Annotated in this window: 11 protein-coding genes and 1 pseudogene; 8 read left to right on the top strand and 4 right to left on the bottom strand. The window is 70.8% G+C overall.

The annotated features are described in order from the left end of the window. Nucleotides 1-126, bottom strand: a pseudogene (locus C1J01_RS52630) (3-dehydroquinate synthase); the annotation flags it as partial. A gap of 137 nt (nt 127-263) precedes the next feature. Between C1J01_RS52630 and C1J01_RS36890 the strand changes: the two are divergent. The 5 genes from C1J01_RS36890 (at nt 264) to C1J01_RS53275 (ending at nt 5,445) form a co-directional block, all read left to right on the top strand. After that, nucleotides 264-1,280, top strand: a complete 1,017-nt coding sequence (locus C1J01_RS36890) for a TrmB family transcriptional regulator (protein ID WP_181449175.1) — start codon at nt 264-266, stop codon at nt 1,278-1,280. Between the two features lie 44 nt (nt 1,281-1,324). Next, on the top strand, nt 1,325-2,491 hold the full coding sequence (locus C1J01_RS36885; RefSeq protein ID WP_111183599.1) for an ROK family transcriptional regulator: 1,167 nt from the start codon (nt 1,325-1,327) through the stop codon (nt 2,489-2,491). A 69-nt stretch (nt 2,492-2,560) separates the two neighbouring features. Beyond that, a complete protein-coding gene (locus C1J01_RS36880) occupies nt 2,561-4,588 on the top strand; it encodes a fibronectin type III domain-containing protein (protein WP_111183598.1) in 2,028 nt (675 codons plus the stop codon). A 154-nt stretch (nt 4,589-4,742) separates the two neighbouring features. Continuing rightward, the gene (locus C1J01_RS53280) at nt 4,743-5,087 is read left to right on the top strand and encodes an aldo/keto reductase (protein WP_220040271.1); all 345 of its coding nucleotides are present in this window, start codon (nt 4,743-4,745) and stop codon (nt 5,085-5,087) included. Next, on the top strand, nt 5,029-5,445 hold the full coding sequence (locus C1J01_RS53275) for an aldo/keto reductase (RefSeq protein WP_220040270.1): 417 nt from the start codon (nt 5,029-5,031) through the stop codon (nt 5,443-5,445). Before C1J01_RS53280 ends, C1J01_RS53275 begins: the two co-directional genes overlap by 59 nt. Before the next feature lie 4 nt (nt 5,446-5,449). Here C1J01_RS53275 and C1J01_RS36870 read toward each other — a convergent pair whose 3' ends face one another. Together C1J01_RS36870 and C1J01_RS36865 are read right to left on the bottom strand one after the other, a co-directional pair. Continuing rightward, nucleotides 5,450-5,827: a hypothetical protein gene (locus C1J01_RS36870; protein ID WP_146615859.1), complete on the bottom strand. Its 378-nt coding sequence runs from the start codon at nt 5,825-5,827 to the stop codon at nt 5,450-5,452. A gap of 24 nt (nt 5,828-5,851) precedes the next feature. Continuing rightward, nucleotides 5,852-8,437: a hypothetical protein gene (locus tag C1J01_RS36865; protein ID WP_146615858.1), complete on the bottom strand. Its 2,586-nt coding sequence runs from the start codon at nt 8,435-8,437 to the stop codon at nt 5,852-5,854. 443 nt (nt 8,438-8,880) lie between these two features. Between C1J01_RS36865 and wrbA the strand changes: the two genes are divergently transcribed. From wrbA to helR, 3 genes are all read left to right on the top strand, one after another. Beyond that, nucleotides 8,881-9,498: an NAD(P)H:quinone oxidoreductase gene (gene wrbA, locus C1J01_RS36860; protein ID WP_111183595.1), complete on the top strand. Its 618-nt coding sequence runs from the start codon at nt 8,881-8,883 to the stop codon at nt 9,496-9,498. Nucleotides 9,499-9,626: 128 nt separating this feature from the next. After that, the gene (locus C1J01_RS53270) at nt 9,627-9,758 is read left to right on the top strand and encodes a hypothetical protein (RefSeq protein ID WP_268958776.1); all 132 of its coding nucleotides are present in this window, start codon (nt 9,627-9,629) and stop codon (nt 9,756-9,758) included. A 380-nt stretch (nt 9,759-10,138) separates the two neighbouring features. Further along, the gene (gene helR, locus C1J01_RS36855; protein WP_235854913.1) at nt 10,139-12,292 is read left to right on the top strand and encodes an RNA polymerase recycling motor ATPase HelR; all 2,154 of its coding nucleotides are present in this window, start codon (nt 10,139-10,141) and stop codon (nt 12,290-12,292) included. A 57-nt stretch (nt 12,293-12,349) separates the two neighbouring features. Here helR and rpoB read toward each other — a convergent pair. Then, a partial coding sequence (rpoB, locus tag C1J01_RS36850; protein WP_111183594.1) for a DNA-directed RNA polymerase subunit beta occupies nt 12,350-14,679 on the bottom strand: 2,330 nt, incomplete at its 5' end.

Raw genomic sequence — 14,679 nt, 5'->3', positions numbered from 1 at the left:
GTCCTCCCTGAGGAAGAAGCAGAAGGCGGCACCGATGCCGGCGAGCTCGCCGTGGTTGGAGGTGCCGGGGAAGAGCTGATCCACGGCATGAAGGATCTCATGATCTCCGCCGCTCGCGGGCCGCGAGCAGCGCCACTATCACACCGGCCAGAAGCGCGGTTCTCTGAGACACAACCGGCTTTCTATAGTTCCGTGAATTTTCCTGACAAGGTGGTTGATGTGGCCTATTGCGGCGAACGCCGGAAATGGCCAAAGATCGGGGCGTGCATGACGACGGCCGGGCGCTGGAGATCGTGGGAGTCAGCGCCTTCGACGAGCGGGTCTACCGGGAGGTGCTCGCCTGCCCCGGCATCACCGTGCGCGAGCTGGCCAGGCGGAGCAGGGAGAGCACGGGGCGCATCCAGGCGTCGCTGGCCAGGCTCCGCGACAAGGGCCTGGTCAGCCGCATGTGGGGGCGAGCGCCGCGCTGGATGGCGATGAGCCCGGGAACGGCGATCCGCTCGCTCGCCCGCAGCCTGCGCGGCGAGCTGGACCGGCTCTCCGACACGGCCGACGAGCTGGAGGCCGCCTTCCGCGCCGCCGGCCCGGTCGGGGACGCGGCCGGCCAGTTCGAGGTCCTGGCCGGGCCCGAGGAACTGGGCCGCTGGTTCGTGCGGTTGCACCGGGAGGCGGAGAAGGAGGTGCTCACCCTCGACCGGCCGCCGTACGTGCTGGACTACCGCAACCCCTTGCAGAGCGAGCGCCTGCGCGCCGGCGTCCGCTACCGGACGATCTACGCGCCGGAGGCGTTGCAGCACGAGGGCGCGCTCAGCGAACTGGACGCCCAGATCCAGGCCGGTGAGGCCGCGCGGGTGCTGCCCGGACTGCCGCTCAAGATGGTGATCGCGGACCGGCGGCTGGCGCTCATGCCGCTGCATGTGCAGCCGCCGCTGACCCGCAGCGTGGTGATCCAGGGCTCCACCATGGTGGTCGCCCTGGTCGAGCTCTTCGAACGCCTCTGGCGGGAGGCCCATCCGATCAACGCGGAGCCGGCACGGCACCCCCCGGCCCGGCCCTCGTCCGGCGCCCCGGACAGGCCGGAGCCGGCGGACGGGCTGGGGCCGGACGACCGCCGGCTCCTGACGCTGCTCGCCGCCGGGCTCAAGGACGACGCCATCGCCCGCCAGCTCGGCACCAGCTCCCGCAGCCTCCGGCGCCGCCTGCGCGGGCTGCTGAACGAGCTGAACTCCGAGACGCGCTTCCAGGCCGGCGCCGAGGCCCGCCGCCGCGGCCTGGTCTGAATTCAATTCTTGACAGCGTTAATTAATCCACCTACGTTACGATCATGTTTCAGCCGCCGACGTTCACCCGGGGCTCCCTCGGCAGCCCTGCCGAGGCCACCGTGATCACCACCGTCCTCACCCGCGGGCCCGTCTCACGGGTCGACATCGCGCGGATGACCGGGTTGTCGCAGGCCGCGGTGACCAAGGCGGCACGGCCGTTCCTCGACGCGGGCTACATCGAGGAGCTGCCCAACCGGGAGCGGGCGGCCACCGGCGCCGGCCGCCCCGCCAGCCCGCTCGCCGTCCGCGCCGACCGCGAGTTCTTCGTCGGCATCAAGATCACCTCGGACGAGCTGATCGGCGTGGTCACCGACCTGCGGGCGCAGATCCGGCACTCCCGGCACCGCGCGCTGGACTCCCACGTGTTCGACCACGTCGCCGCCCAGATCGTCGGACTGGTCGGCGACCTGCTCGGGCAGGACCCCGCCTACCGAGAACGGACCCACTGCATGGGCGTGGCCCTGTCGGGCGACGTGGACCGCGCCTCGGGGAAGGTCCGCTACTCCCCCTTCATCGGCTGGAACGACGTCGAGCTGGCCGCCCACCTGACCAGGGCGACCGGCCTGATCACCACCCTGGAGAACGACGTCAAGGCGCTGACCGTGGCCGAGCAGTGGTTCGGCGAGGGCGTGGACACGGCGTCGTTCGCGCTCGTGACGGTGGGCGCCGGGATCGGGTGCGGCCTCGTGATCGGCGGCCGGGTCGTCTCCGGCGCGTACGGTGTGGCCGGCGAGATCGGGCATGTCCCGGTGGCCGACGGCGGGCCGCCGTGCCACTGCGGTGGCCGGGGCTGCGTCGAGGCCATCGCCTCCACCGAGGCCATCGTCGCCGCCTCCCGCCTGGTCGCCGGCCGTGACCTGACCATGGACGACGCCGTCGCCCTCGCCCGGGGCGGCCACGAGGGCGTCCGCGAGGTCTTCGCCCGTGCCGGGCACGCCATAGGACTGGGGCTGGCCGCGATGGTCAACCTCGTCGGCCCCGAGCGCGTGGTGGTCTCGGGCGAGGGCGTCGCCAACTACGACCTGTTCGAGGAGCAGATCCGGCAGACCTTCGTGGCGCAGGCGTTCGCCGCGGCCGCGAACTGCCCGCTCACCATCCGGCCCCTGCCCTTCGAGGCATGGGCGCGCGGCGCCGCGGCGGTCGCCGTGCAGACCCTGTTCACCCTCTGACCCCTGAACGTCCGCCATCCCGATCAGCGGACCGCCGCGCACCGCTCGATCCACCCTCAAGGAACGCGAATGCGACACTCCCCACCTGTCCGTGCCCTCCTCACCCTCCTCACCGTCCTGGGCCTGACCGCCACGTTCGCGGTGGTGAATGGCGGCCCCGCCCTCGCCAAGAGCGACTTCTCCGTCCGTCCGTTCATGGGCTGGAGCAGCTGGAGCGTCCAGTCCTCCACCCGCGACGGCTACGGAACCGACTGGCTGACCGAGGCCAACGTCCGCCGGGCCGCCGACGCCATGGCGAGCAAGCTGAAGAAGGCCGGCTACCGCTACATCAACATCGACGCCGGGTGGAACGCCACCATGGACTGGGTCTTCCGCTTCGACGACAACGGGATCCCCGACCCCGACCCGACCCGCTTCCCCCACGGCATCAAGCCCGTCGCCGACTACGTCCACGGCAAGGGACTCAAGATCGGTCTGTACGGGGCGGCCGGGCTGGAGAAGACGGTCTACGACCGCAACTCCCCGATCCTCGGCACGGACTGCCGCGCGCAGGACATCGCCGTGCAACCGCTCACGCCCACCAACATGTGGGGCGGCAACTGGAAGATCGACTACTCGCGGCCGTGCGCGCAGGCGTACATCGACTCCATCGTCGCCCGGATGGCGTCCTGGGGCGTCGACTTCATCAAGATCGACGGCACCACGGCCGACAACGTGGCCGACATCGAGGCGTGGTCGCGGGCGATCGACCGGTCCGGCCGCACCATGTGGCTGACCGCCAGCGCCTGGCCGGTGCCGCGCGCCGCGGGCGAAGGGCTGAAGCCGCACGCCAACAGCGTCCGCGTGGACACCGACATCGAGTGCTACTGCGACACCGTCTCCAGCTGGACCAGCTCCGTCGACGACCGCTGGAACGACCTGCCCGCCTGGCTCGACGTGGTCGGCCCGAACTACTGGCCGGACCTCGACTCCATGCCGATCGTCAACAACACCGGCAAGGGCCTCCAGGACGGCATCAACGACGTGGAACGGCAGAGCGTGATGACGTTCTGGTCCATGGCGTCCTCTCCGCTGTACGTCGGCGGCGACCTGGCCAACCTGGACGCCAAGGCCGTCTCCATCCTCACCAACCCCGAGGTGATCGCCGTCGACCAGGCCGGGCGCATCCCCAGCCGGGTGACCGGCGGCACCCTGCAGACCTGGAAGAAGCAGCTCGACGACGGCAGCCTCGCGGTGGCCGTCTACAACCTGGGCGACTCGCCGGCCGACATCACCGTGCGATGGGCCGACCTCGGCATCGTGGGCTCGGCGAAGGTGCGCGACCTGGTCGCCCGCCGCAACCTCGGCAAGTTCACCGACACCTGGCAGGCCACCGCCATCCCGGCGCACGGCTCCCGGCTGGTCAAGATCACGCCCAAGGTCGTCCTGCCGCCGGACACCGACGCCCCCACCGCGCCGGCCGACGCGCGGGCGACCGACGTCACCGCCACGGACGTCACCCTGTCCTGGACCCCCTCGACCGACAACGTGGGCGTCACCGCCTACGACGTCTACCAGGACGGCGCGGTCAAGACGAGCGTGACCGACACCACCACGACCATGACCGGGCTGAACCCCGGCACGTCCTACACGTTCGAGATCCGGGCCAGGGACGCGGCCGGCAACGTCTCGCCGCCGTCGGCCGCCGTCCCCGTGACGACCACTCCGGCCGCCCCCGGCACCGGCTACGAGGCCGAGTCCGGCACGCTGAGCGGCCGGGCCCGCGTGGTGGCCTGCACGGCCTGCTCCGGCGGCCAGAAGGTCGGCGACCTCTATCAGGGCGGCGCGATGACCCTGGGTGACGTGACCGTGCCCGAGGCGGGCACGTACCTGCTGATCATCAGCTACGTCGCGGGCGACCCGACCCGCAGCGTGTCCCTGACCGTCAACGACGGACCGGCCACCACCCTGTCCTTCCCCTCCACCGGAAGCTGGGACACCCCCGGCGACCTGACCACCACCGTCACCCTGCGCGCCGGCGCCAACACCCTCACCTTCGACAGCGGCACCGGGTACAGCCCCGACCTCGACAAGCTCACCGTCAGCCCGACGAGCTGAGCGAACGGGTGAGCACGACGGCCAGGCGCGACCGCGCCTGGCCGTCGCCATGACGTCGATCATTAAGTCGTCCGCTAATTCCCTTGGCCGCCCGCTAGGTGGCCTGTGATCGTGAACGCGTCAAGGACGACGGCTGCCAGGAAGGGACGGCGGAATGAAGACCAAGCGGCTCGGGCACAGCGCGGTAGAGGTCACGGAGCTGGGCTTCGGCGGCGGTCCGCTGGGCGGGCTGTTCGCGCCGCTGACGGACGACGCGGCCGCTGCGGCGCTGGTCGCGGCGTGGGAGGGCGGGATCCGCTACTTCGACACCTCGCCGCACTACGGGATCGGACACTCCGAACGCCGGATCGGCGAGTTCCTGCGCCAGATGCCGCGTGAGCAGTACGTCCTGTCCACCAAAGCAGGCCGGCTGCTGGTCCCCCAGGACGCCGGCCGGCCGGATGGACGAGTCCTTCCAGGTGCCCGCGACCCACCGGCGGGTGTGGGACTTCTCCCGTGACGGCATCCGGCGCAGCGTCGAGGACTCCCTCACGCGCATGGGCGTCGGCCACATCGACGTGCTCTTCCTGCACGACGCCGAAGAGCACTTCGAGGCCGCGCTCCGTGACGGTTACCCGGCGCTGGCCGAGTTGCGAGCGGAGGGCCTGGTCGGCGCCATCGGGGCGGGCATGTACGACACCGGCATGCTCACCCGGCTCGTCCGGGAGACCGACGTCGACGCCGTGATGTTGTCCGGCTACTACACGTTGCTGGAACAGTCCGCCCTGGACGACCTGCTGCCCGCGTGCGCCGAACGCGGCGTCTCGCTCCTCGCCGCCTCCGTCTTCAACTCCGGCGTCCTCGCCACACCAACCTGACCCGTCACCCGCGTGGCAACGCCCGCTCGTAACGGCTGACCCAGGTCACCGGGCCGTCATCCGACCGCTGACCAGGAGCACCACCCACCGGCACGTCTCCGCGGTGCACGTATCCCGCCGAACCATTGGAATCGGCCCACAGGGGATCCGACCAGTCCATGGTGACCGTCCCCGCCACCTTGCCCCCTGTGGCCACCAGCCACGTCTCGCCCCGGGAGATGGCGCCCTCGACCCACGCGGCCTCGAAACGCGCGGGCCATTGGCTGATCCCGCGCGCGTGGAGCCGGCTCGCCGCCTCGTCGAGCACGCTCAGCACCTCTTCCGTACGGTCGGCGCCGGCCCGATGAAAGACGACGTCCATGCCCTTCCACCCAGCTGTCATGGCCCGAATGATCCCAGTACCGGGCTATCGCAGGGTGAGCGGCGTGGTCACGACGAGGTCCCAGTCGTCCTCGCTCGCGAAGTCCGTCCAGACGATCATCGGCCGGCCGCGGTCGTCCAGCGCCATGGCCAGGCCGTGGCCGCCACCGCGCGGGATCGTCGTGACCGGGGTCCGGGTGCAGAGCGTCCCCGTGCAGGCGGCGACCACGACCTGTTCGCGTTCGAGGTCCTGGAAGGCGACCAGGGCCCGACCGGCCCGGTCCAGCACCATCGCCGGCCCCGCGTGGCGCTCGCCAGGTGCGGTCAGCAGGGCCGTGTCGGCCTGCGAGCACGTGCGGGTGCGGCAGTCGAGCAGCATGATCGTGCCGCCGGCAATGTCGCGATAGGCGATCATCGGACGACCGTCGGCCCGGACCACCATGGCCGTCTGAGGCCGCTCGCGCCCGTCGAACCAGTGACGGAACGCGTCACCCTCGACGACCTGCTCCACGTACGCCCGCGCGCAGGCGGGTTCCGCGCAGGTGACCACGAAGATCGCGCCGCTGTCGTGATCCACGCGGAGCGCGACGGGGCGGTCGTCCGGGTCCACGCCGACGATGAGGTCGCGTCCGCCGCCCGTGTCCGTGTTGACCGGGACCTGGGCGACCTCCGTCACGCGCGGCCGGGCGCAGGCCGGATCGTCGCAGAAAGTGAGCGAGAGCACCTCCTTGTCGGCGTCGCTGTCCTCCTCTGGAATCCCGTGGAGCTGGGCGACCAGCAGGCCGCCGCCCGGCCGCGCCGCCAGGGCGACCACCGTGTTCCGGCCGCCCCACGTCGCCTCCGCGAGCGTCCTGCCGCCGGGCGCCGGTACGCAGGCCGTCGCGTCGCAGAGCAGGAGCCCGAGCCGGGCGCGCCAGTTCTCGTCGTACACCCATCGGTAGTGCTCGTCCACCGCCCACGTCGTCACGGCGAGGCGGCCGTCCGTCAGCCGGGCGCTGACCGCTCTTCGCTCGCTGTCGACGGCGACCGGCTCGGCCCAGCCCAGCCGGTTGTCGGAGCACGTGCTGTCCGCGCAGGTCAGCAGCTTCGCCTCGCGGGAGTCGTCCATGAGCATGACCATGCGCCCGTCCTGGCCGGCGTGCAGCGCCCGCAGGTCCGACGACTCCAGTGTGGGCTTCGAGCGCCCGGCCGCGTCGGAGCCCGGATCGCGTGGCCGCTCCCGCGTGACGACGGTCTCGGAGACCTCCAGCCAGCCCAGCGGGTTGACCAGGACCGCGGCGCCGTACAGCAGGCTCGGCAGGAGGAGCCCCGCGAGCACCGGCACGGGCCTCACCGGGCGTGGCGCACCCGCGGGCAGGTTGGCGACGACCTGCTCGAACTCGGCGGTCGTCCCCTTGACGGCCAGGCGGTGCAGGAACAGGCGGGCGATCACGGCCGCCTGGAACGGCACCGAGACCAGCGCCAGCACGGATCCGACGCCGGCCTGCGCGACGGGGCTTCCGGCCGCCGCCGAGCTCGCCACCTGGGTGACCAGCGCCGGGACGAGCACGACGCCGAAGGCCAGGGTGAGCACGGTCGTCCAGGGGGATCCGCCCGTCAGCTGGTAGGCACGGGCGAGCGCGCCGCGCGCGGACCTGCCTTCCAGGACCACGCCCGCCACGGCCAGCAGGCACGGCATCCCGCCCAGGGCGAGGGCCGCCATCACGGCGAAGGCCACCACCAGCGCCTCGGTCCATGCGAGGACGCCGAACCCGATGGCCGCGAACGCCGCGACCACGACCATGCCGATCAGGACGAGCGCCGTCATCGCGGGCCAGCGCCGGGCCGCGGCCCGCATGGCGGCCGAGGCGGAGACGTTCTTGCCGACCATCCGGCCGGCGGCGAGCACCACGGTCGCGGGCAGCACCACCGCCTGCCCGGCCACCGAGGCGACCAGCGTCGCCACCGACCACGTCAGCACCGGCTCGCCAGGAGGGGCGATGAGCTGGAACCCGCCGTTGACCACCGCCGCGGACCCGTCCACGAGGAAGAACAACACCGACGCGGTGAGCAGGCCGAGCGGCAGGAACACCAGCAGCGCGGGCACCGTCAGACCGATCAGGTGCCGCCCGGCGGTCGCGTAGGCCGGGCGGATCACGCGGTCTCGCCACATCTCGTCACGGGCGGCGCGCGCGTGACGGTCCTCTTCTACGGCGGGCTTCTCCTCGGCGCTCGATCGGCTCATCGTCTCTCCTCTCGGCCCTCGCACGTCGAACCAGCGTTGGGCGGGCTCCGTCAGGAGTTGCGTCGCTCCCACGCCCGCCGCCAGGAGGGCCAGGGCGCCCCAGAAGAATCCGCGTTCAAGGAACATGACGCCCAGGCCGCCGAGCGCGATCAGCGCCTGAAGCCCGATCGCGGACGGTCGCACCCACGTGCGCCGCCTCGTGGTCATGACGGACAACGCGGACAACCCGAGAACCGCCGCCGTCTGCCCGGCCAGCACGATCAGGGCCAGGCCGGTGAGCTCTCCGGGCCCCGGCCACACGTACTGGACCAGCATCGTCAGCGACACGAGAACGGTCAGCGCCTGCACCCAGAGGCAGACCCGCGCCAGCATGACCGGTCTCGGCACGAGTCGAACAGGCCCGGACATGGAGGCCTCCAGCGCGACAGGGGGTGTGGCCAGGAGCCTAGGTTCCGCGCTGCGCCGTGAAGGAGGCCGAAGACCTCATCGGCATCGGATCGAACCCCCGCCCGGACGCGTACCGTACACCGACGGCCCGCAAGCCCAGCCGCCGGCCTCGCCCTGGGCATCACGACGGTGAAGGCCCACGTCTCCAGCGTCCTGAACAACCTCGGCCTGGACAACCGGCGCTCCTCCCCCGACGACGCAAGCCTCACCTGACCGACATCCGCCTCACCCGCGAGATCCCACTGCGCCCGCCGGCCCCCAAGCCGGTCCTGACCATGGAGCGGGCTTTAGTTGACATTTCAATCAAAGCGGTTTAAGTTTCAACTTCATTCCCCGCATGGACCTCGAGGAGCGGCGCGCGTCCGCGCCCCGCCTCACCGGATATCGATGGGAGAACCCCCGCAATGACCACGTCCGTCAAGGTCGCCGTCATCTACTACTCCGCCACCGGCTTCAGCGCCGAGATCGCCAAGGAGATCGCCCAGGCCGCCGAGAAGGCCGGCGCGGAAGTGCGGCTCCGCAAGGCCGCGGAGCTCGCCCCCGAGGCGGCGGTCGCCTCCAACGAAGCCTGGGCCGCGCACGCCGCCGCCAGCGCCGGCGTCCCGGTGGCCACCGTGGACGACGTCGCCTGGGCCGACGCCGTGATCTTCGGCACCCCCACCCGCTTCGGCAACGTCTCCTCGCAGCTCAAGCAGTTCATCGACACCCTGGGCGGGCTGTGGGCGCAGGGCGGGCTGGCCAACAAGGTCTACAGCGGCTTCGTCACCACCGCCACCGCCCATGGCGGCCAGGAGTCCACACTGCTGGCCCTGTACAACTCCATCCACCACTTCGGCGGCCTGATCGTCTCCCCCGGCTACACCGACCCGGTGAAGTTCATCGACGGCAACCCCTACGGCACCTCCCACGTCGACGCGCAGGGCGACAACCCGATCAACGACGAGACCCGCGACGCGGCCCGCCACCAGGCCGAACGCGTCGTCCAGGTCGCCGCCGCCCTCCACACCGGCCTCGCCGCCTAACACCGACGGCTTTCCGCCGTCGCCAGGACCGGCACGCCATCAAGATGCTGTCTGCGCAGGCAAACCCATGTCGTGAAATAGTTGCCTGCGCCGACAAGCCGCCGGCCCTGCACGACATGCTGGAAGGGATGCTCCCGACGGAGACCTCCAGGATCGACGTGTACCGCCTCGGCCCGGGTTTCACCGGAGCCGTCGAACGCGACGACGTCACGCCGAGGTCGAGGCCGCGCTCCGGCCCGCCGAGGAAGCCGACCCGCTGATCGCAGCGACACCCATTCCCGCGGGATCACTTCGATGGCACGCTGTTGCTCGCTGCCCGCGTCCATGTCTCAAGACCCGCGCGGCCGGGATGCGGGAAACGCCGGGTGGTCGAGCGCCGATGCGATGAAGGGAAAGAGGAGCTCCCACTCCTTCCACTCTCAACCTATAGCGCACCGGGGGGCTTGCGGCAAGACCCGGGTCGTGCCGGAGAATCGGCGGCCAAGGCCACGAGCTGTGCAAACCAGGGGGACGAGAAGTGCGAGCGTTGTCGTCGACGTACGGGCCGCACGGGGACGTCGAGCCATGAGAAGACGAGCCCCCGCATGACGGGGTCCTGTCATGGCCGCCCTACGCGCAAGCAACCCTCAGATCGGAGCCCATGTACGTGAACCCGCTGACCACCAGCGCGTTTGACCTTCCCGACCACCTGGCCCCCAAGGCCGACCCGAAGCTGATCGCCGACGACGAGCAGCACTTCGCGGCCATCGCGGAGAGCCTCGAGCAGTCGATCGCCGACCTGTCCGGCCGCCTCGGCGCCGCGCGCAGGGCGCCCGGCGGCAAAGGCCGGCAGGCGCTGGACCGCGACCTGGAGATCCACCGGCTGAGCGCTCGCCTGCGCGCGCTGCGTCGCTTCGGCCTGGACCTGTGCCTCGGACGCATGGTCAGCGCGGACGACCCCGAGCCCGTGTACGTCGGACGGCTCGGCCTCACCGACCGCGCGGGCCGCCGGCTGCTGCTCGACTGGCGCTCCCCCGCGGCGGAGCCGTTCTTCGGAGCCACCCACGCCAACCCGATGGGCCTGGCGAGCCGCCGCCGGTACCGCTGGACCCGCGGCCGGGTCAGCGACTACTGGGACGAGGTGTTCACCTCGGACGGGTTCGAAGGGCACGCCGCGCTCGACGACCAGTCCGCCTTCATCGCCAGCCTGGGCGGCAGCCGTTCGCCGCGGATGCGCGACGTGCTCGGCACGATCCAGGCCGACCAGGACGCCATCATCCGCGCGGGATCCCGCGGCGCCCTCGTCGTCGACGGCGGTCCGGGCACGGGGAAGACCGTCGTCGCCCTGCACCGCTCCGCGTACCTCCTCTACTCCGACCCGCGCCTCGGTCACCGGCGGGGCGGCGTGCTGTTCGTCGGCCCGCACCAGCCCTACCTGGCCTACGTCGCCGACGTCCTGCCCAGCCTCGGAGAGGAGGGCGTGCAGACCTGCACCCTGCGGGACCTCGTCGCCGAGGGCGCCACGGCCGGGGTCGAGACCGATCCGGACGTGGCGCGCCTGAAGTCGTCCGCGGACATGGTGAAGGCGATCGAGCCGGCCGTCAGGTTCTACGAGAACCCGCCCCAGAAGGGGATGACGGTCACGACGCACTGGTCCGACATCTGGCTGAGCCCCGAGGACTGGGCCGAGGCGTTCGGAGCGCCGGAACCCGGCACTCCGCACAACGAGGCGCGCGACCGGATCTGGGCGGAGCTGCTCACGATCCTGCTGGACAAGCACGACGACGACGTCTCGCCGGACCTGCTCCGCAGGTCGCTGCTGCAGAACAGGGAGCTGCTGACGACCTTCAACCGCGCGTGGCCGGTGATCGAGGCGGCCGATCTCGTCGGAGACCTGTGGTCGGTGCCCGCGTACCTGCGGATGTGCGCCCCCTGGCTCAGCCCCGACGAGATCCGGAGACTGCAGCGTGCGGACGCCCAGGCCTGGACGGTGTCCGACCTGCCCCTTCTCGACGCGGCCCGGCAGCGGCTCGGCGACCCGGAGACGTCACGGCGCAGGCGCCGCGTCGAGGCCTCCGCCGCCGCCGAACGTGAGCGCATGGCCAGGGTCGTCGACGACCTGCTGGCGGCCGACGACGACGGCGAAGGCGTGGTGACGATGCTGCACGGGCAGGACATGCGGGACGCCCTGGTGGACGAGACCGCGCTGCCCACCGCCGACCCGGACCGGCTCGCCGGGCCGTTCGCGCACATCGTCGTGGACGAGGCGCAGGAGCTCACCGACGCGGAGTGGCAGATGTTGCTGCTGCGGTGCCCGTCCCGGAGCTTCACCATCGTCGGCGATCGCGCTCAGGCCAGGCACGGGTTCACGGAGTCGTGGCAGGAACGGCTCGAACGGGTCGGGCTCGACCGGATCGAACCGGCCGCCCTGAGCGTCAACTACCGCACGCCGGAGGAGGTCATGGCGGAGGCCGAGCCGGTCATCCGGGCCGCGCTCCCGGACGCCAACGTGCCGACCTCCATCCGCAGCAGCGGCGTCCCCGTCGTGCACGGGCCTGTCGCGGAGCTGGGCCCGATCCTCGACACGTGGCTGGCCGCCAATGCCGACGGGATCGCCTGCGTCATCGGCGATCCGGCGTTCCAGGCGACGTCCCGCGTCCGGTCGCTGACCCCGGAGTTGTCGAAGGGGCTCGAGTTCGACCTGGTCGTCCTCGTCGACCCCGAGAAGTTCGGCGAGGGCGTCGAAGGAGCGGTCGACCGCTATGTCGCGATGACGCGAGCCACCCAGCGGCTCGTCGTCCTCACCGGCTCCTGACACGCGTGCGGCCCGCGCCGGAGGCTATTCTCCGGCGCGGGCCGCGCGTGTGGACCGTCAGACTTCTTCGACGCTGCTCGGCTCACGCCGGGACAGGTCGATACCGAGCTCTTCCGCGGCGCGGAAGACGTCCTCGTCGGTGTCACGCATCTCGATGGACATGCCGTCGCTGGAGAGCACCTCGACGTTCAGGCACAGCGACTGCATCTCCTTGATGAGGACCTTGAAGGACTCGGGGATGCCCGGCTCGGGGATGTTCTCGCCCTTGACGATGGCCTCGTAGACCTTCACCCGGCCGAGAACGTCGTCGGACTTGATGGTCAGCAGCTCCTGCAGGGCGTAGGCGGCGCCGTACGCCTCCAGCGCCCACACCTCCATCTCACCGAAGCGCTGGCCGCCGAACTGGGCCTTACCGCCGAGCGGCTGCTGGGTGATCATGGAGTACGGGCCGGTCGACCGCGCGTGAATCTTGTCGTCGACCAGGTGATGCAGCTTCAGGATGTAGATGTAGCCGACCGCGATCGGATAGGGGAACGGCTCACCACTACGACCGTCGAACAGCTGGGCCTTCCCGCTGCGCTGCACCAGCCGATCCCCGTCACGGTTGGGGATGGTGCTCTCGAGCAGGCCGACGATCTCCTCCTCGTGGGCGCCGTCGAAGACCGGCGTCGCCACGTTGGTACGCGGCTCCACCTGCCCGAAGCCCTTGTCCCGCAGGCGTTCGGCCCAGGCCTCCTCGATGCCGGAGATGTCCCAGCCGCGGGCGGCGATCCACCCGAGATGGGTCTCCAGCACCTGGCCGACGTTCATGCGGCCGGGCACACCGAGGGGGTTGAGGATGATGTCGACCGGGGTGCCGTCCTCCAGGAACGGCATGTCCTCGACCGGCAGGATCTTGGAGATGACGCCCTTGTTGCCGTGGCGGCCGGCCAGCTTGTCACCGTCGGTGATCTTACGCTTCTGCGCCACGTAGACGCGGACCAGCTCGTTGACGCCCGGCGGCAGCTCGTCGCCCTCCTCGCGGGAGAACACGCGCACCCCGATGACCTTGCCCTGCTCGCCGTGCGGCACCTTCAGCGAGGTGTCACGGACCTCACGGGCCTTCTCACCGAAGATCGCGCGCAGCAGCCGCTCCTCCGGCGTCAGCTCGGTCTCACCCTTCGGGGTGACCTTCCCGACCAGGATGTCGCCCTGCACGACCTCGGCGCCGATCCGGATGATGCCGCGCTCGTCGAGGTCGGCGAGGACCTCCTCGGAGACGTTCGGGATGTCCCGGGTGATCTCCTCCGGGCCCAGCTTGGTGTCACGGGCGTCGACCTCGTGCTCCTCGATGTGGATCGAGGACAGCACGTCGTCCTGGACCAGCCGTTGCGAGATGATGATCGCGTCTTCGTAGTTGTGACCCTCCCACGGCATGAACGCCACCAGGAGGTTCTTGCCCAGCGCCATCTCACCGTTGTCGGTGCAGGGACCGTCGGCGATGATCTGCCCGGCCTCCACCCGGTCGCCCTCTGAGACGATGGGCTTCTGGTTGACCGAGGTGCCCTGGTTGGAGCGCTTGAACTTGGCGATCCGGTACGTCGTCCGCGTGCCGTCGTCGTTCATCACCGTGATGTAGTCGGCCGAGACCTCCTCGACCACGCCCGCCTTCTCGGCGCCGATCATGTCGCCCGCGTCGGTCGCGGCGCGGTACTCCATGCCGGTGCCGACCAGCGGCGCCTCGCTCTTGAGCAGCGGCACCGACTGGCGCATCATGTTCGCGCCCATCAGCGCCCGGTTGGCGTCGTCGTGCTCCAGGAACGGGATCATCGCGGTGGCCACCGACACCATCTGGCGCGGCGACACGTCGATGTAGTCGACCTCCTCGGCCCGGGCCAGCTCGGTCTCACCACCCTTGGTACGCACCAGCACCCGGGTCTCGGCGAAGGTGCCGTCGGGGTTGAGCGCCGTGTTGGCCTGCGCCTTGACGAAGCGGTCCTCCTCGTCGGCGGTGAGGTAGTCGATCTGGTCGGTCACCTTGCCGTCGACGACCTTGCGGTACGGGGTCTCGATGAAGCCGAAGGCGTTGAGCCGCCCGTACGACGCGAGCGACCCGATGAGGCCGATGTTGGGGCCTTCGGGGGTCTCGATCGGGCACATCCGGCCGTAGTGGGACGGGTGCACGTCACGGACCTCGAAGCCGGCCCGCTCACGCGACAGACCACCGGGGCCGAGCGCGTTCAGACGCCGCTTGTGCGTCAGGCCGGCCAGCGGGTTGGTGTGGTCCATGAACTGCGACAGCTGCGAGGTGCCGAAGAACTCCTTGATCGACGCCACGACCGGGCGGATGTTGATCAGGGTCTGCGGCGTGATCGCCTCGACGTCCTGCGTCGTCATGCGCTCGCGCA

This window comes from Nonomuraea aridisoli, assembly GCF_003236395.1.
Classification (GTDB): Bacteria; Actinomycetota; Actinomycetes; order Streptosporangiales; family Streptosporangiaceae; genus Nonomuraea; species Nonomuraea aridisoli.
The sequence above is the reverse complement of the archived record's forward strand: the minus strand, read 5'-3'. Positions and strand labels throughout refer to the sequence as shown.

Coding starts and splice junctions, on each gene's coding strand:
- C1J01_RS36885 (WP_111183599.1), top strand. CDS start 1,325: ATGTTTCAGCCGCCGACGTTCACCCGGGGCTCCCTCGGCAGCCCTGCC.
- C1J01_RS36880 (WP_111183598.1), top strand. CDS start 2,561: ATGCGACACTCCCCACCTGTCCGTGCCCTCCTCACCCTCCTCACCGTC.
- C1J01_RS53280 (WP_220040271.1), top strand. CDS start 4,743: ATGAAGACCAAGCGGCTCGGGCACAGCGCGGTAGAGGTCACGGAGCTG.
- C1J01_RS53275 (WP_220040270.1), top strand. CDS start 5,029: ATGGACGAGTCCTTCCAGGTGCCCGCGACCCACCGGCGGGTGTGGGAC.
- C1J01_RS36870 (WP_146615859.1), bottom strand. CDS start 5,827: ATGACAGCTGGGTGGAAGGGCATGGACGTCGTCTTTCATCGGGCCGGC.
- C1J01_RS36865 (WP_146615858.1), bottom strand. CDS start 8,437: ATGTCCGGGCCTGTTCGACTCGTGCCGAGACCGGTCATGCTGGCGCGG.
- wrbA (WP_111183595.1), top strand. CDS start 8,881: ATGACCACGTCCGTCAAGGTCGCCGTCATCTACTACTCCGCCACCGGC.
- C1J01_RS53270 (WP_268958776.1), top strand. CDS start 9,627: ATGCTCCCGACGGAGACCTCCAGGATCGACGTGTACCGCCTCGGCCCG.
- helR (WP_235854913.1), top strand. CDS start 10,139: ATGTACGTGAACCCGCTGACCACCAGCGCGTTTGACCTTCCCGACCAC.